The organism is Streptomyces sp. NPDC003247, from assembly GCF_042888135.1.
Classification (GTDB): Bacteria; Actinomycetota; Actinomycetes; order Streptomycetales; family Streptomycetaceae; genus Streptomyces.
Genome location: NZ_JBIAPF010000010.1, coordinates 86,595 through 101,592, shown reverse-complemented (window position 1 = coordinate 101,592; position 14,998 = coordinate 86,595). Strand labels below are relative to the sequence as shown.

Annotated in this window: 12 protein-coding genes and 3 pseudogenes; 6 read left to right on the top strand and 9 right to left on the bottom strand. The window is 68.6% G+C overall.

The window, feature by feature from the left end; genetic code table 11:
* Nucleotides 1–151 precede the first annotated feature (151 nt).
* The gene (locus tag ACFYWQ_RS30315) at nt 152–550 is read right to left on the bottom strand and encodes a 6-pyruvoyl tetrahydropterin synthase family protein (RefSeq protein ID WP_389520711.1); all 399 of its coding nucleotides are present in this window, start codon (nt 548–550) and stop codon (nt 152–154) included.
* 368 nt (nt 551–918) lie between these two features.
* On the opposite strand from ACFYWQ_RS30315, the gene ACFYWQ_RS30310 reads away from it, so the two are divergent.
* Complete coding sequence (locus ACFYWQ_RS30310) at nt 919–1,485, top strand: hypothetical protein (protein ID WP_389520709.1); 567 nt, start codon at nt 919–921, stop codon at nt 1,483–1,485.
* A 688-nt stretch (nt 1,486–2,173) separates the two neighbouring features.
* Here ACFYWQ_RS30310 and ACFYWQ_RS30305 read toward each other — a convergent pair.
* Nucleotides 2,174–2,486, bottom strand: a pseudogene (locus tag ACFYWQ_RS30305) (FAD-dependent oxidoreductase); the annotation flags it as partial.
* A gap of 190 nt (nt 2,487–2,676) precedes the next feature.
* On the opposite strand from ACFYWQ_RS30305, the gene ACFYWQ_RS30300 reads away from it, so the two are divergent.
* Complete coding sequence (locus ACFYWQ_RS30300; RefSeq protein WP_389520708.1) at nt 2,677–3,588, top strand: SGNH/GDSL hydrolase family protein; 912 nt, start codon at nt 2,677–2,679, stop codon at nt 3,586–3,588.
* Between the two features lie 107 nt (nt 3,589–3,695).
* On the opposite strand, the gene ACFYWQ_RS30295 is transcribed toward ACFYWQ_RS30300, so the two are convergent.
* The 4 genes from ACFYWQ_RS30295 to ACFYWQ_RS30280 form a co-directional block, all read right to left on the bottom strand.
* Nucleotides 3,696–3,896, bottom strand: a complete 201-nt coding sequence (locus ACFYWQ_RS30295) for a hypothetical protein (RefSeq protein WP_389520706.1) — start codon at nt 3,894–3,896, stop codon at nt 3,696–3,698.
* Between the two features lie 121 nt (nt 3,897–4,017).
* Nucleotides 4,018–4,446: an organic hydroperoxide resistance protein gene (locus ACFYWQ_RS30290; RefSeq protein ID WP_389520704.1), complete on the bottom strand. Its 429-nt coding sequence runs from the start codon at nt 4,444–4,446 to the stop codon at nt 4,018–4,020.
* Nucleotides 4,447–4,961: 515 nt separating this feature from the next.
* Nucleotides 4,962–6,200: a ParB/RepB/Spo0J family partition protein gene (locus tag ACFYWQ_RS30285; RefSeq protein ID WP_389520703.1), complete on the bottom strand. Its 1,239-nt coding sequence runs from the start codon at nt 6,198–6,200 to the stop codon at nt 4,962–4,964.
* Nucleotides 6,197–7,462: a ParA family protein gene (locus ACFYWQ_RS30280; RefSeq protein ID WP_389520702.1), complete on the bottom strand. Its 1,266-nt coding sequence runs from the start codon at nt 7,460–7,462 to the stop codon at nt 6,197–6,199. The genes ACFYWQ_RS30285 and ACFYWQ_RS30280 overlap by 4 nt, the downstream gene beginning before the upstream one ends.
* A 303-nt stretch (nt 7,463–7,765) precedes the next feature.
* Between ACFYWQ_RS30280 and ACFYWQ_RS30275 the strand changes: the two are divergent.
* Nucleotides 7,766–8,006: pseudogene (locus ACFYWQ_RS30275) on the top strand (transposase); the annotation flags it as partial.
* 93 nt (nt 8,007–8,099) lie between these two features.
* Here the strand turns inward: ACFYWQ_RS30275 and ACFYWQ_RS30270 are convergent.
* From ACFYWQ_RS30270 to ACFYWQ_RS30260, 3 genes and pseudogenes are all read right to left on the bottom strand, one after another.
* Nucleotides 8,100–8,927 (bottom strand): hypothetical protein, encoded by an 828-nt coding sequence (locus tag ACFYWQ_RS30270; protein WP_389520700.1) that lies wholly within the window; start codon nt 8,925–8,927, stop codon nt 8,100–8,102.
* A gap of 778 nt (nt 8,928–9,705) precedes the next feature.
* Nucleotides 9,706–10,404, bottom strand: coding sequence for a hypothetical protein (locus ACFYWQ_RS30265; RefSeq protein ID WP_389520698.1), 699 nt, complete (start codon nt 10,402–10,404; stop codon nt 9,706–9,708).
* A gap of 14 nt (nt 10,405–10,418) precedes the next feature.
* Nucleotides 10,419–10,841: pseudogene (locus tag ACFYWQ_RS30260) on the bottom strand (DUF4158 domain-containing protein); the annotation flags it as partial.
* A gap of 957 nt (nt 10,842–11,798) precedes the next feature.
* On the opposite strand from ACFYWQ_RS30260, the gene ACFYWQ_RS30255 reads away from it, so the two are divergent.
* From ACFYWQ_RS30255 to ACFYWQ_RS30245, 3 genes are all read left to right on the top strand, one after another.
* Entirely contained in the window at nt 11,799–12,860 is a 1,062-nt protein-coding gene (locus ACFYWQ_RS30255) for a bifunctional DNA primase/polymerase (RefSeq protein ID WP_389521084.1), read from the top strand.
* Nucleotides 12,857–14,407, top strand: coding sequence for a phage/plasmid primase, P4 family (locus ACFYWQ_RS30250; RefSeq protein WP_389520697.1), 1,551 nt, complete (start codon nt 12,857–12,859; stop codon nt 14,405–14,407). The genes ACFYWQ_RS30255 and ACFYWQ_RS30250 overlap by 4 nt, the downstream gene beginning before the upstream one ends.
* 202 nt (nt 14,408–14,609) lie before the next feature.
* On the top strand, nt 14,610–14,993 hold the full coding sequence (locus ACFYWQ_RS30245) for a DUF6009 family protein (RefSeq protein ID WP_389520695.1): 384 nt from the start codon (nt 14,610–14,612) through the stop codon (nt 14,991–14,993).
* Nucleotides 14,994–14,998: the final 5 nt, after the last annotated feature.

Genomic DNA, 14,998 nt, shown 5'->3' with positions numbered 1-14,998 from the left:
GAGCAGATACCCGCCGCTGACAGTGCCCAAACGTCCGCCTCAGGTGAGGGGTATGTCATGTGCGTCGCGCCGCCTTGCCGGCATTCCAGCACATGTGGCATGTGAGTCGCCCCGCGGGTGAGCGGCACCAGGGAAGGCCCTGGGGCGTCCGTCAGACGCTGCGCTCGTAACCGGCCCACGCGACGTGCGACTCGTGCAGCGTGACGGCCACCTGGCGGATGCCCCGGGCCCCCTCCCCGAGCCTTCCGGCGTGGATCGCCTCGACGAGACGGTCGGCCACGACCTTGGCCAGGTACTCCGTGGAGGTGTTGATCTGCCGGAACTGCTCCACGTCGTCGAGGTTGCGGTAGTTGAACTCGGCTATTACCTTGCTGAGTTCGGTGGTGGCCAGGCCGATGTCGACGACGATGTTGTCGTCGTCCAGCTCCGGGCGCCGGAAGGTCGCGTCCACGACGAACGTCGCCCCGTGCAGCCGCTGAGCGGGGCCGAAGACCTCGCCACGGAAGCTGTGGGCGACCATCATGTGGTCCCGAACGGTGATGCTGAACAAGAGGTCCTCCAGGTGGGGGCGGCCCGCTGTCACCGCCGCGGGCGCGGCATCGGAGCATACCCGGCACACGTGTGAGTGTGACGAGGACCTGCCCGGGCGCTGTCGGCCGCGCGGCGGGGATCCCGTTTCGTGGGTTCCGCGAGACACTTACCGGGCAGTATGTTCAGTGGCCTCATCGTACGGCTCATGTCCTCGGGTCTCGGCGGGCCGGGGGAAAGACCGGCACTTCCTGTGGGGGCGAGCACATGAGCGCTTATCGTGAAGAGTGAACATGCCGGACGAACCGTCCGGCGTCGACACTTATCAGCACGGGACCGCGGGCGTGGGTACCATGCGCAACGTCATCCATATCGAGGGAGTGAACGGTTGTGACCAGCCAGTCAGCCGCCACGCTCCGATCGCGGTACGTAGAACAGGCCGCGTCGGACTTGGAGGAGAACCGCCGACGACAGCAGGAGCTGGAGAAGGCGATCACGGTGTTGAAACAGGAGGAGGCCCTCCTGGCGGACATCATCAACCTCGCCGAGCGGTACGAGGGTTTCGCGGACGCGTCCCGTCTGCCCGAGCAGTTGCAGGACGAGCCCGTCGCCGTGAAGACCGAGCGGACCCGCGCCAAGGGCTCGTCGCGGCGTACGGCATCGGTCAAGTCGGCTCCGGAGACCACCTCGGCGAAGGCCGGCGCGAAGGGGAAGTCGCGCCAGCCCTTGCTCGGTGATCTCCTGGCGGAGCTGCTCGGCGCCTACGAAGAGCCGCGTCTGGCCAAGGAGTTGCGCGACGAGCTGCTGACGAAGCACCCGGACCGCAACCCCACCCCGCAGGTGGTGCGCAACACCTTGGAGTCACTGGTCGCCAAGGGACGCATCCGCCGGCACAAGCAGCAGCGCTCCGTGATGTACACCCTGGTGCGGCAGGACGCGCCGGCCGTTTCCTCCTGACACCTCCGCTCGTCCCGCGGGGTGTGGTCCAGCCGGACCGCGGTGCGTTCCGCGAGCACCGCAGCCGGCCACGCGGGACGGGTGAGGGGAGCCACGGACCTGGGCGCCGCGCTCACAGGTGTCTGAAGATTCCGAGATTCCGTGGACCCCGAAGCGTGCACTTGCGTGTGGCGTCCTACGCCCGCCACACGTTGTCGAACGCTGCCTGTTCCACGCCCCGCCGCAGCCGCAGTGCCTTCGCCGCGCCACCGCGTCGCCGACGGCGGCCACCACCGTCGTGACCGCGTCCCCCGGAGAGGTCCCGAGGTCCGACAGAGAGGTCCCGAGGTCCGAAGGGTCCTCCCCCATCCCCGCCGCGGCCGGCAGAGCGGCGGGCACGGGTTCGCCGGAGGGTCTGCGTTCCTCCGCGGCGCGCCGGGTCGGCGAGTCGACCGAGGCGACCGGCGCGGACCGCGACCGAAGAGGTGACCGCCCCGGCGGGTGGCCGGGTGGGCCCGCATCGACCGCCTCGGCCCCCGCGAGCGCCGGGGGCAGGTCTCCCTGCCGCCCGACCGGTCGGGCGGCAGGCCCGGGGCGATGAGCGCGAGATCGTGAGCGGTGGTCATGCGTCCCCTCCTGGTCTCCAGCAGGCGCAGCCACACCTCGCCTGGGCAGCAGCCCGTTCTGCCGGGCCACCAGCGTGGCCGCGGTCGCGGTGCGCCAGGACGGCCTCGACGTCCAGCGGGCCCTTGACGGCCGGATCGAGGCCGGGGACGTGGGGGGGGGCGTCGGCGCGGGTCAGGACGGGATGCAGCAGTGCCTTGCCGGGCTCGCAGGCCCCGTACGAGCACTCCCCGCCGGCCGGTTCACTTCTCCACGACGAGAGTGCTCAGGCCCGCCGCGGCGGTGCGGTCCGCGACGTTCTCGCCGACCGGGCCCGCGCCGATCACGATGACGTCGTACGCGCACTTTCGAGCTTCATGTCCATGGTCGTGGTCTCGCTTTCGACGGTTCCACTCCATGTTCAGTGTCGGACCGGAGATATGTGTGCGATCAGTCACCTGACGGTGTGTCCCGGCCCGCGATGACTGTGTTTGATCGATTCGTTACGGAAACCGTGATCACCGGAAGCTTTCAGATACGTGTGAGTGGTGGGTGCTGCGTTCCCAGCGAGGTGCGCAGCCCCGTCGATCGATCACGGAAGGACAGAACTTGAGGAAACTCTTTCCCACCTCCCGCGCCGGACGCGCTCTCACGGTGGGTGTCGCGCTGCTCTCCGTCGGGGCGGCCCTCGTCCCGGCCGGAACGGCCGCGGCGAGCACGGCCACCGAGAGCCGGCGCACGGTGGACCACGTCGCTCTCGGCGACTCGTACGCCTCGGCACCGCTCGTGCCCGCCCAGGTCGACGCGACCTGCCTGCGCTCCAGCCGGAACTACCCGTCGCTGGTGGCGCAGTCGCGGTCCGCGGCGCTGACCGACGTCACCTGCTCGGGGGCCACCACCGCCGACATGACGGCCTCGCAGACCGACGGTGTCGCGCCGCAGCTCGACGCCGTCACCCGGGGAACGGACCTGGTCACCCTCACCATCGGCGGCAACGACATCGGCTTCTCGACGGTGCTGGGCACCTGCGCCCAGCTCACCTCGGGTGATCCCGCGGGCACCCCGTGCCAGAGCCACTTCACGGCCACCGGCACGGACCGGATCACGGAGGCGGTGGACCTGACCGGGCCGAAGGTCGCCCAGGTGCTGCGCGGCATCCACCAGCGGGCGCCGCACGCCCGAGTCCTGGTGGTCGGCTACCCCGACCTCTTCCCCGACGACGGCGTGGGCTGCACCAGCAGGACCGTGCCGCTGGCCGCGGGCGACTTCGCCTGGCTCCGCGACAAGGAGAAGGAGCTCAACGCGATGCTGGCCCGCGAGGCCCGCAAGGGCGGCGCGACATACGTGAACACGTATGCGCCGACCGTCGGGCACGACCTGTGCAAGCCGGCCGGTGAGCGCTGGATCGAGACCTTCGCCCCGGAGACACCGGCCGCGCCCGTGCACCCCAACGCCACGGGTGAGAGCGTGATGGCCACCGCCGTCGAGGACGTCCTCGCACGTCTGTGCCGACAGCACTGACCTTCCTCTCCCCCAGGTGACCGGCCCGGGCATGCTCCACGCTGCCGGGCCGGTCGTCCCACACCGACGCATCAGACGCATCAGACGCATCAGACGGGTCAGACGGGTCAGAGGAAGCTCGAAGCCCCGGGGCCGTACCCGGACAGCGTCACGCTCTCCGTCCAGTTCCACACCTGCGTGTCCGTGAGCGGGCCGCCCTCCACGGGGCCGGTCTCCCTGGCAGACGGCCGCTCGTCCGAGACCCGTTCGGCGGTCGTCGGACGACGCTGCCACGCGATCCGTACGGCTGAGTTCCTCAGAGAAGACATGTCCTGCTCTCGCTGTCCGGTCGGCGGGGCGGCGGGTCCCGTGCCGGGGGGAAGGGGGCACGGGACCCGCCAGTCAGGGGAAGGCCCGGTCAGGGGAAGGCCCGGTCAGGGGAAGGCCCGGTCAGGCGGCGGCGACGGCGTTGATGGTCACCGGGATGTTGCCGCGCAGGGCCTTGGAGTACGGGCAGATCTGGTGCGCGGCGTCGGCGAGTTCCTGGGCGGTGGCCTGGTCGACGCCGCCGAGGACGGGGTTGAGGACCGCGGAGAGGGAGAACTCCCCGTCGTCGCCGTGCGTGAGGGTGATCTCGGCCGTGATGTCGGTGCTGGTCAGCCGTATCTTGCGCTGGCTGGCGGCGCGGCGGAGGGCGCCGAGGAAGCAGGCGGCCCAGCCGGCGGCCAGGAGCTGCTCGGGGTTGGTCGCGGTACCGGGGCCGCCGAGCTCCTTGGGGAGGGCGAGGCCGGTCTCCAGCAGACCGTCGGAGGAGCGGACGCGACCGCCGTTCCGGCCCTCTCCGTCAACGTCGACAACGGCGGTGTAGCTGACTGCCATGGCTGGTGCTCCCCATCTGGATCGAAAGGCTCTCTGTCACCGCTGAACCGGACCACTTCTCGTGTCACCGGTTGAGGTGGTGATGGAATCATGACAGCCACACGCGTCACCGGTCAAGCAGGTGACAAGAGTTCCGTGGTGCCGCTGTCGCCGCCTCATGACGCGCGCCGGAGCAGGCGCCCTTATGCAACTCGTCTGGCAGGCGGCCAGGCGCGGCTGGCTGTGATCCAAGGTCTCCGCGCTCCCCCGGTACCCACAACTGCCCGCGCAGAGGGCGCTCCGATGCGGAAACGGCTTGGACTTCAGAAGAAGGTCCCGCAGGAGAATCGTTTTGAGAGAAGAATCGAACAGTTCGAATGTGAGGTGGATTTCCACCACTTGGAGTAGTTCACCAGGTTTACTCCAGGCGGCCGACCGACACCCCTCCCCTCCGCACCTATTACGCCGTAATAGCCAGACACCCCTGTGGCCGGCACGAGACGACGCTCATGCCGGCCACAGCGGGACATCGGAGATCAGGATGTGCTGGCGCGAGAACCAACTCGCTTGCTCTGGTGCTTGTTCAGGATGCCCAGCATCCTGTCGAACTCGGGGTCGCTCATCTTCTGGATGAGGTGCATCGCGATGAACGCTCCATCGTCGTAAGGGAGTCGACGGGCGACATCCGCATCCACCGTCGCGGAATCCGAGTTGCCGACCGCACGGCCGGCCACCCGAGGGTCAGGTACGGTCTCCCCTCGCTCGACCGAATCCCCGTTCCGGTACGGAGCTTCAACCGCCGTCGCAGTGGCCTCCCTTGCCGGGCCACCACTGCTGCCATGGGTCGGACCACCGCCGGAGTCACGGTTGTTGACACGGGTCGACGGAACGGCCGTGGCCGTGGAGGGCTCAGGGATCGACACGTCGACGGCAGCCTCTGCACCGTCGGCCCCAGGCTCGGTGGCTTCCTCGGTGGTCGCCGGAACGTCAACGGCCTGAACGGGGACCGGAATCTCCGTCGTGATCGGCTCAGGAGGCGTGACCGGAACAGACGCCTTCCGCTCCGACTCCTTGCGTGCCCGCTCCGCCTTCAGCTGCTGGAGCACGGCCTCCTGGCGATCCTGCGGCTCCTTGGCCACGGAACGCAGCAGCTCGACGGGCTCCTCCCCCACCGCCGCCTGAAGCTCGGGACTCAGGTTGAGCAGAGCCAGGCGTTGAGAGACCCACCCCTGCGACTTCCTCAACCGCTTGGCCAGCTTGACCTGTGACCCGTAGATGGCGAGCAGACGCTGCAGAGCCCGTGCCTCGTCCAACGGATCGAGGTCATTGCGATGGATGTTCGCGATCAGCGCGGACTCAAGGATGGAGTCGCCGTCACTCCCCTGCTCGTCGTCGACCATGACGTTCAGGTGCGTGAGCCCGGCCTCGCGGGCGGCCTCCAGTCGGCTGCTTCCGTCCACGACGACATGGGTGGTGTCGGCTTCGAGGTCGCCCGCGCGGGCAGGGTTGGCCTTGATGTAGGCGTCACGGTTCATGACCGTGATGGCCTGCTTCTGACCGTGCTCCTTGAGGCTGCCCGCGAGTTCGGTGAGATCCCCCAGACTGGTGCGGGGGTTCTCGGGATTGGGGCTGATCCGCATGACCGGGAGTCGGGTCGGAGGGGCCACTCCGTCGGTCGGCACACCGGTGGCGGCACCGATGGCGGCGCGCCGGGCGCTGACGGGCCGGGCCGCTCCCCCGAAGCGTCCGGCACCCAGTTGGTCGGCCTTGCTCATGAGATCTCCCGGGCCAGTGCGCGCATCGCGACGGCCTGCTGCGAGGCGGGTGCGTAACTCAGCAGGGGCTGCTTCATACGCACGGCTTCCTTCTGCTCCTTGAGGTCGTTGATGAGACCGACGACCTTCGGATCCTTTATGTCGATCCAGCCCTGCAGCGACGAGGTCGCGATGTATCCGCGCCGTCCGTCGTAGAGGTTGACCACGATGCCCAAGTAGTCGATGTCGAGGGCGAGGTCGTTACGGAGATCCTCTATCTGGTTCGTCAGCAGGTCATAGGCATCGGCCGAGCTGTCCTCGGCCTGGACGACGATGAGTGCCCCGGACTGGCCCGGTCCTTCGGCGTCGCGCCGCCGCCCGTAGTAGGCGGCGGCGTCCATGCTGAGGCCGAGGCTGGGCGGGCAGTCCACGATGATGACGTCGTAATCGGCCTCCAGCGGCAGCAACGCACGCTCCAGCGCGGCCTCACGCGCACGCACCGCGGAGAGCCGTACGTCGAGGAGGAACGCGTCGTGGCACGCGGGCAGCAGATGCAGTCGGCCTCCGAAGTTCTCTTCGTCGATGGAGACGATCAGATCCCGCAGGTCGCCCTTGGGGTCGCCGGCCATGTGGTTGGTGAGGCTGTCACCGTTCATCGCCACCGGCGACGCGCCCAGCTGGTTCGTCAGGTGGCACTGCGGATCGAAGTCGACGAGAAGGACGCGGAGACCGTGTCCGGGAACCTTCTCTATGTCGAGCGGATCGGTGTCCGCGGCCACCGAGTCTCCATCGGCGTCACCAGCCCGCAGTGCGGTGGCGAGTGCCTTGGCGACGCGCACGGGAAACAGCCGGTTGGGGTCCTCGGAGAGGGCTTCCCCTACTCCTGCCGTAATGGCGGTCTTGCCCACGCCGCCCTTCTGGTTGCAGACGACGATGCGGCGGGTGATGTCCGGACGCTGGACATCCGGAGCGGGGTTGGTGTCGAGCCAGAGCTGAACGGACTGGGCGAGCCCCTGAATCAGCGAGACGCGCCGGTCCTCCGCGATACGGCGGAACTCCTCCCACTGCCCCGGGGGAAGGAAGGTGGAGAAGGACTCGGCTCCGGCGGTGTCGACCGTGGCGGTGGCCGAGGCGAGGTCGCACCAGACGGCGATGCCCTGCTCGACCGCGGTCTGAATCTCGACGCCGAGTTGGGCAGTTCTGACCTTGAGGTTCTGCCGGAGCCATCCCGGCAGTTTGGAGACGACCTTGGCTCGGTCGCTTGAGGTGGCTGGCGTACTCATGGCGCTACCTTACTAACGTCGTAGATCATCTGCTGCATCGACACGTTAGCTAGTACGACTTGGTGATGAAGAAGAGACCTGGGGCTCCTATTACGGCGTAATAGGAGCGAGGCGGAGGGCGGCCGTGACCCCGAGGAGCGGCTCACTGTTGAGATGGACTGGCGTCCGGTTGCGTCCTGAGGAGTGGTGTACGGGCTCCCACCTGATCCGGGCGTTCGCCCCGGCGTCGGAGTGAGCGTCCGAAGAGAAGTACGGCCACCGGCTGGTCTTCGAGTTGTCGAAGGCTCGAAGGAGATCAGCACGATGACCGCACCAGACAGCCTGCCCTTGCACGTCCTTGCGGAGGAGAACCTCGCTGCGGCACGTCCCGGTCTGCGGCGCGCACGTTTCGCCGACGCGCTCATGTCCGCGGAGGCCGACGCCCTCTGCAATGCCGAATCCGGGCAGTCAGCGACGAGAGAGTCAATCACCGCAACGGCTGTCGTCGGCGCGAGCGGGGACACCCGGGCCGGCACCGGGGAACTGGCCATCCCCAAGCTTTTAGCGGACGTGGACCCTGGCGTCCTACCGACCTTCTTCTTGCCCTGCCTATTACGCCGTAATAGGCAGGGCCCGCGGTTGGGCTGGGGGCGACCGCTCAGAGCCTCACATCGCCGCTGTGTCCCTGGAGCTCAAGAGCGGCGGACAACGCCAGCCGAGCGTCTTCCGTCAGTGCGACTGAACGGGCGGTCTGCCGCTCCAGCTTGCCCAGCGCACGCAGGGCGGCATCGAGATAGCGCTTGAGGCTCACCATCTGCAGCGGTGTCCGGCAGTGCGGAAGGACGACCTCGATCTCCTCCAGCCAGTAGTCGACGTCGTCGTCCCGCAGCAGCGCCTCACGTTCTGCCAACAATCGAGTGGCGACGGGCACCAGGAGTTCATGACGCCGCTGTGCTTCTTCCTGCGCTCGGCGCTCAGCAGCCTGCTCGCGGGCCAGCCGGCGCTGAGCCTTGAGAACAGCCTCGGGAGTCCGGCGCACAGGGGCAGCTCGGGGAGTCTCGTCGATCAACTCGGCGGCCTTCAGCCGCTTCGCCTTGTTGTAGGCAGCGCTGGGTGCGGCCACCGCCAGCGCCGGAGCCAACTCAATCCACTGGACACCGGCAGCCCGAGCGTCCTCCACTGCACGTGCCTGATGAAGCTCGGTCTGCTCCCGCACGTACTCCCACAACTGGACGCGCTTGAGCGCTGCTACCTGCTGGGCCTCGGCCGACTGCCGACGCAGAGCATGAGCGTGCTTCTCCAGGTACAAGAGCGCGCCGAACAGCTCGTCATCACCAGGCATGCGCTCCACATCCGAGTCCTCCGCGTCCTCATGCATCTGACGCAGCTCTCCGACCACAGCCGCAGCATCCAATGCCCCGATCCGCAGGGGCGCCTTGACCAGCGGCTTCGTCGCGTGATCCGAACCCCGGGCACGTCTCCTCATGCCGGCATCTTGCCGCACAGACATCGATTCACAGAATGTGAAACAGCGTGAGGCGCTACAGGGAACAGCCAGGGGGCGAGGCCTTCCAGCAGCCGGCCTATGCTCAGCCACCGCTGGGCAAACGGCACTTTGCCAGACGCGGAGCTATTACGCCGTAATAGCGTTGCCGACCTCGCTGCCGGGGAGTGGACTTCTGCAGGAACGCCTGGTGCTGTGAAGGGATTGGTTCGCGGAACGGGTCAGCCGACCATGACTGTCACCAAGCGGGCACGCATCGAACCAGAGTCCGCCGGACTCCGTGAGCCGGGTCCTCCACCCGGAGTTTCGTTCCGCTGGCCCACCCGGAGCTATTACGGCGTAATAGCTCCGCCCACATATCACCGTGATGACATCCCCGGTCGGGGCGTCGAGCTGTCGGTGAGCGGCGCTCAGTGGGTGGGGACACGGGGACGAGTCGATGCTGTGGCTGCATGCATTGCCTGGCTCGGCTCGGAGTCGAAGCCGCGGTTGCCTGCCTGCTCGCCCTGAGTCAGCGCCTGCTGCTCTCAGGGGTCAGCACACCGGTGCGGGGCGAGCACATCAGCCGACCGTCCTGCCGAGGTACAGGATCTGGGGCCTGTCTGCGCCTGATGCCCAGGGGGCGCCGAACACGGGGGAGAGGCTGGCGCCCCGCAGCACGGGGACGCAGTCCGTGCCGCGGCGTTGCCGGGCAACAACTCCTGCCTGGACCGGCCTCGGGGAACATCGGTACAGCGGTTATCGGTGAGAAGGATCCTGTTCAGGGCGTGAGGGCGCTGACGCGGTTCTTGTACTCTCGGCGGGCCTTGCGCTGGGCCGGGACCGCCGGGACGCCCTGGCCGCCGTCGAGCGGCTGGCAGCGGGCGAGGAGCTGGCGGTGCACGGCGGGGGCGGCGCTGACGCGCAGGGTGTAGCCCTGGCCGCGCCGTACGACCAACCCCCGGTCGAGCGGGGCACGCTCGGCGGGCTTCAGCTCGGTGGTGCGGAGGTAGTCGGCGATCTTGCCGGGCATGTCGAGGATGACCGGCAGCTCCGGGGCGGGCGCGTCCTCCTCTCTGGCGGTGTGGTCGGGCAGGAGGTCGGCGACGGCGGTGCGGATCGCGCCGCGGCTGACCCGGTGGTCGCGGGCGAGGGCGGCGATGGAGCGGCCTTCCAGGTACGCGGTGCGTACGCCGTCGGTCTTCGTGGCCACCACGGCGGGGCGGCGCCCACCCTTCGCGCCCTTGGCCTCGGCGGCGCGCAGTCCGTCGTACGTCAGCTCGCGCTGGAGGTCGCGTTGGAGTTCGCCGGCGGCGGCGAGGGTCTGCACCATGAATTTCACAGTGGAGAGCAGTTCGCCGGTGCGCGGGGGGCGGGCGGTGAGGTCCATGGCGGAGAACGCGCCGTCGTGGATGCGCAGGGCGAGACGGTCGCGGTGGAGGACGTCGAGCACGTCGAGGATGTGCTGGTTGCCGCGCACGAGGCAGAACATCCCAGCACGCGGGCGAACGCCATGCCCGTCGTCCGGGGCGGCGACCGGCGCAGCCGCTCCAGCTCCGAGAAAACGGGAGCCCTCCGGCGTCCTCAGCATCGCCACCAGGTCCCCGGGCAGCGCCGGGGCCGCGCGGCAGGGGGCGCCCGCGACCGTGGCGTGCAGCCGCTTCTCCGCGACCTTCCGCACCTCCGACACCTGCCGGGCCAGCACGCTCACCCCCAGCAGCAACACCCGGTTGCGGCGCAACCAGCCAAACGCGTGGTTGAAACAGCCCCTTCGGGCCCTCGGCGTGCATCCACGCCCGCCCGTGCAGGAACGTACGGAACCATCGGCCCCACTCGGCGTCCTCGTAGGAGGGAGCCATAGGAGTCCCGGATGTCCCACGCGTGGTCGTACAGCGTCTGGCGGCGCTCCGTGTACCGCGCCGGCACGAGCCGGACCGTAGCCAGCCCCGGACCAGGCCCGGAGGCGTTTTCACCGAACCCCGGCGGCGAAGTGGATCACTGTGCTAAACGGCCATGATCCTTCTCACCGATAACCGCTGTACCGATGTTCCCCGAGGCCGTAGAGGCAGGGCCCACGCCCGTACCTGCTTCAGTTTCTCCGCCTAGCAAGCTCTTCAGTCCCTGGGGAGCCGCCAGGCTCAGGGACTGAAGAGACGGGGACTCAGGACAGTGCATCTGCGCTGGAGTTGACCAGAGCTTGGCTCAGGGTAGTCAAAGGGACGGAGAGAGGGACGAAGTGAGGGACCCAGGGACTTTCGGTCCCTGGGCTTCCGTCCCTGACATTTTCGCAGGTCAGAGCCGTTTCGTAGGCTCCAGAAGGGACTGGAGGGACTGAAAAGCGCAATTATGACGTAGAGAAGAGATGTATTCGTACACGCGCGCGCATACACAAGCACATGTCTACTGCAGCTCATAATGGCGAAGTTAAGTCCCTTCAGTCCCTCCTCTCGACGGCGGCAAGCCTCTGACCTGCAGGTATCTCCAGTCCCTGGTCAGGGACCGGAGATTTTCCAGGCCCTGTGACGTGGCCCCCGGTCCCTTTCCGTCCCTGGGGCTTTGGTCCCTGGCCCGGCGCCCCGGGCTCCCGCGCCTTCGGAGCCTTCAGTCCCTTAGGTTGGAAGCAGCCGAAACGGTTCAGGGACCCAAGGGACCCAGAGGTCCGATCGAGGGCGGCACGCCGGTGGAGCCGCCCTCCTTTTTGGTGATCGCGGGCCGTACACTCTTTTCGCATCAGAGTCCCTTCGGTCCCTGGCGTGGCATCTGCCCCGTCAGGTGTGTGAAGTGATCGGGCAGACAGACATGACGAGGACGATTCCCGTGCCGCGCGAAGGTGAGCACCAGGGCAGTGCAGCCGGTGTCGCGCCCCCGCACGCCGTGGCGCGGTGGTGTGCGGCGCAGGGCTGGCCGGTGCATCCTCTGTCGCCGGGCCGGAAGACCCCTGTGGGGAACTGTCCTGACTGCTCGTCGTCCCGGGGCGGCCGGCACGAGGTCGCGACCTGTCCCTGTCTGCCCGCAGGCCGCCCCTGTCACGGCTTCCACGCGGCCACCACGGACCAGGGACTGATCGACCGTTGGTGGGGCGACCTCCCTGCCGCCGGGGTCGGTGTCGCCTGTGCCCCCGCAGGGCTCGTCGTCATCGACATCGATGCCCACCCGGTGCCGGTCGCCGACCGAGCCCACCTTCTCCCCGGCATCCTGATCCCTGATCAGGTCCGGCTCGACGGACTGGCCTCCGGCTTCGACACCTTGGCCCTGCTCGCGGCTTTCCGGGGCGAGCAGGATCCCGCGCAGGACGAGAGCACGCTGCGCGTCCGCACCCCCTCGGGAGGGCTGCACGTCTGGTACCGGAACCCCGACCCGGCCACCCGCTACCGTTGCTCGACCGGCTCCGGCAGGAACACCGCCCTCGCGTGGCAGGTCGACGTCCGGGCCGAGGGCGGCTACATCGTCGCGCCGGGCACACGTACTCCGCAGGGTGTCTACCGTGCGGAAGGCACCGAGAGGCATCCCGCCGTGCTGCCGGAGTGGCTCCGCAGCGAGCTGCGCCGGACCGGACACGTCATCGAACCCTCCGGTCCGTCCGGACCGTCCGGTCCCTCCCCCTCGGGGGAGAGAGCGACGGCGGTGGTTTCCGCCGCCCGCCGTCCAGGCCGCCCGGGCTCCGCCCAGCAGGTCATCGATCCGCTGATCGCAGTGGTTGCCGAGTGTGCGGCCGCACGGGCGGGGACCGGGTTCACGGAGAAACTCAACAGGGCTGCCTACACGGCCGGTGGCCTGGTCGGAGCGGGCCACCTGGACCACGCCGCCATTCGTGACCGACTTGTCCGTGTCGCCAACTACGCCCGCCCTTGGCAGCAGTCCCGGAATGAAAAGATCGTTGACGACGCCCTTGCCGTAGGGTCCGTCCGCCCTCTTCACCTCAAAGGACGTCCATGAGCAGCAGTGCCGAAGGCATACTGCGTTTTGACCCGCAGGCCGCCGCTCAGCAGATGCTCGACCTCCAGGCGGCGGAAGTGGTCCCCGGCGCGGCGCGACTCCCCGCACAGGGCTCTGTGAGCGTTTCCGTCCCGCCTCCGGCCCAGGGGGCGGGTGCCTCGGCGCTGTGTCCTCCGTCCCTGTCCGACCGAGGGAACGCGCGGCTGTTCGTGCAGCAGTACCGGGATCAGTTCAGGCATGTGGAGGGCCTCGGATGGTTCGCGTGGGACGGCTACCGGTGGAAGCGCGGGGGAGGGGAGAAGGCGGCTCTGTGGGCCGCCGGGGAGATGGCCGAGGACATGCCGTGCACCGACCCGCGCGGAGTGTTCAGCGACCGTGAACTGGCGCAACACAAGCGGCGCACGCTGTCCACCACCGGCCTCAAGGCCCTGCTGACCCAGGCGAAGGCCTCCCCGGACATCTCCGTGGACCCCGACAGGCTGGACGGCGATCCGTACGCCCTGTGCACCCCCGTCGGTGTGGTGGACCTCCACAGCGGGCATCTGCGCAAGGCGGATCCGAACCGTGACTTCCACTCCAGGGCCACCAGCGTCGCCCCGCAGGCCATGGAGACCCCGCGCTGGCACCGCTTCCTCTTCGACACCTTCGGGGACGACGAAGAGGGCCTGGAGATGATCGACTTCCTGCATCTCATGCTGGGTTACTCGATCACCGGTGACGTCGGCGCCCAGGTCCTGCCGTTCCTGCACGGCGAGGGCAAGAACGGCAAGTCCGTCCTGCTCGACATCATGATCCAGATCCTGGGTGACTACGCCGACGCGGCCCCGCCCGGCTTCCTGATGGACCGGGGCGCCTTCTCAGAGCACTCCACCGAGCTGACCGAACTGCACGGGCGACGGCTCATCGTGTGCAGCGAGCTGAAGCCCAACGACAAGTTCGACGAGGCCCGGGTCCGGCTGCTGACCGGCGGTGACAAGATCAAGGCCCGTCGTATGCGGCAGGACTACTTCTCGTTCACCCCGACCCACCATCTGTGGCTCCTGGGCAACCACCGCCCCGAGGTCTCCACCGGCGGTTTCGCCTTCTGGCGGCGCATCCGGCTGCTGCCCTTCACCCGGACGGTGCCCGCGCACCGGCGGATCGACAACCTCGCCTTCGAGCTGGTCCGCGACGAGGGCCCCGGAATCCTCCAGTGGCTCATCGAGGGCGCCCAGCGCTATCTGCGCACCAGGGACCCGCTGGAGGGCCCCGACAGGGTCCGTATCGCCACGACGGCCTACGCCACCACCGAGGACCACATCGGCCGTTTCCTGTCCGAGTGCTGCACCCGGGACGGCGACGCGGGCAAGGACCTCAGGGTGGAACAGGGGCTGCTCTACACGGAGTACAGCTCCTGGTGCAACGCCGGTGAGGGCATCCGGCCGGCGACCCCCAGGGCCTTCGCCAACCGTGTCCGCCAAGAGGTGGGCGTGACCTCGCCGACCGACATGATCAAGTCCAACGGGCGGAAGTACTACCCGGGAATCGCCCTGCTGGAGCACGCATGACGGCTGTCACAGGTCGGCCATCCCCACCATGTGGCCTACACCGTTGTCGTCGTGCGCTCTACGATGGTGGTCAGGCCGCGCTTGTGGTGGCCCCCACCGAGTGGTCCGTCACGTGGCGGCGGGCGGGCCGCAGCGACACGGACAGAGATCCGGCCATGCCCCCATGGCCGGGGAGCACGCCGACGAAGGAGGGGCTGCAGCCATGAGTTCGCTGTTGACCGAGAGCGACCTCATCCACGAGGACGAGGTGGTGTGGCTGGAGAATCCCGAAAGCCTGGACTACGTCCGGCAGGCGCTGGACAAGACCAGACGGCGCAACACCAAGCCGCCGTACGCGCGCGACGGCCGCATGGTGGGCTATGCGCTGCTGGACGAGGACGCCTCTCCCGACCCGGACAGCGGCCTGTACAAGCGCCGGGTGTTCTTCCTCCTTCCGCACGACCGGGACAGCCTTCCCGACGGCCTCTACCGCGAGGGCGCCCCGGGAGAAGCCGTCGACCCCCGCACCATCGCTCCGAAGAAGCCGGGAGCCAAGACCCCCAGGTCGCAGTGGGGCGGATCGGTGGCCATAGCGTCGGCGCCCTGACGCCG

What these genes read in the sequence shown, in the direction of transcription:
- ACFYWQ_RS30295 (WP_389520706.1), bottom strand. Translation starts at nt 3,896, where the DNA reads ATGTCTTCTCTGAGGAACTCAGCCGTACGGATCGCGTGGCAGCGTCGT.
- ACFYWQ_RS30290 (WP_389520704.1), bottom strand. Translation starts at nt 4,446, where the DNA reads ATGGCAGTCAGCTACACCGCCGTTGTCGACGTTGACGGAGAGGGCCGG.
- ACFYWQ_RS30285 (WP_389520703.1), bottom strand. Translation starts at nt 6,200, where the DNA reads ATGAGCAAGGCCGACCAACTGGGTGCCGGACGCTTCGGGGGAGCGGCC.
- ACFYWQ_RS30280 (WP_389520702.1), bottom strand. Translation starts at nt 7,462, where the DNA reads ATGAGTACGCCAGCCACCTCAAGCGACCGAGCCAAGGTCGTCTCCAAA.
- ACFYWQ_RS30270 (WP_389520700.1), bottom strand. Translation starts at nt 8,927, where the DNA reads ATGAGGAGACGTGCCCGGGGTTCGGATCACGCGACGAAGCCGCTGGTC.
- ACFYWQ_RS30250 (WP_389520697.1), top strand. Translation starts at nt 12,857, where the DNA reads ATGAGCAGCAGTGCCGAAGGCATACTGCGTTTTGACCCGCAGGCCGCC.
- ACFYWQ_RS30245 (WP_389520695.1), top strand. Translation starts at nt 14,610, where the DNA reads ATGAGTTCGCTGTTGACCGAGAGCGACCTCATCCACGAGGACGAGGTG.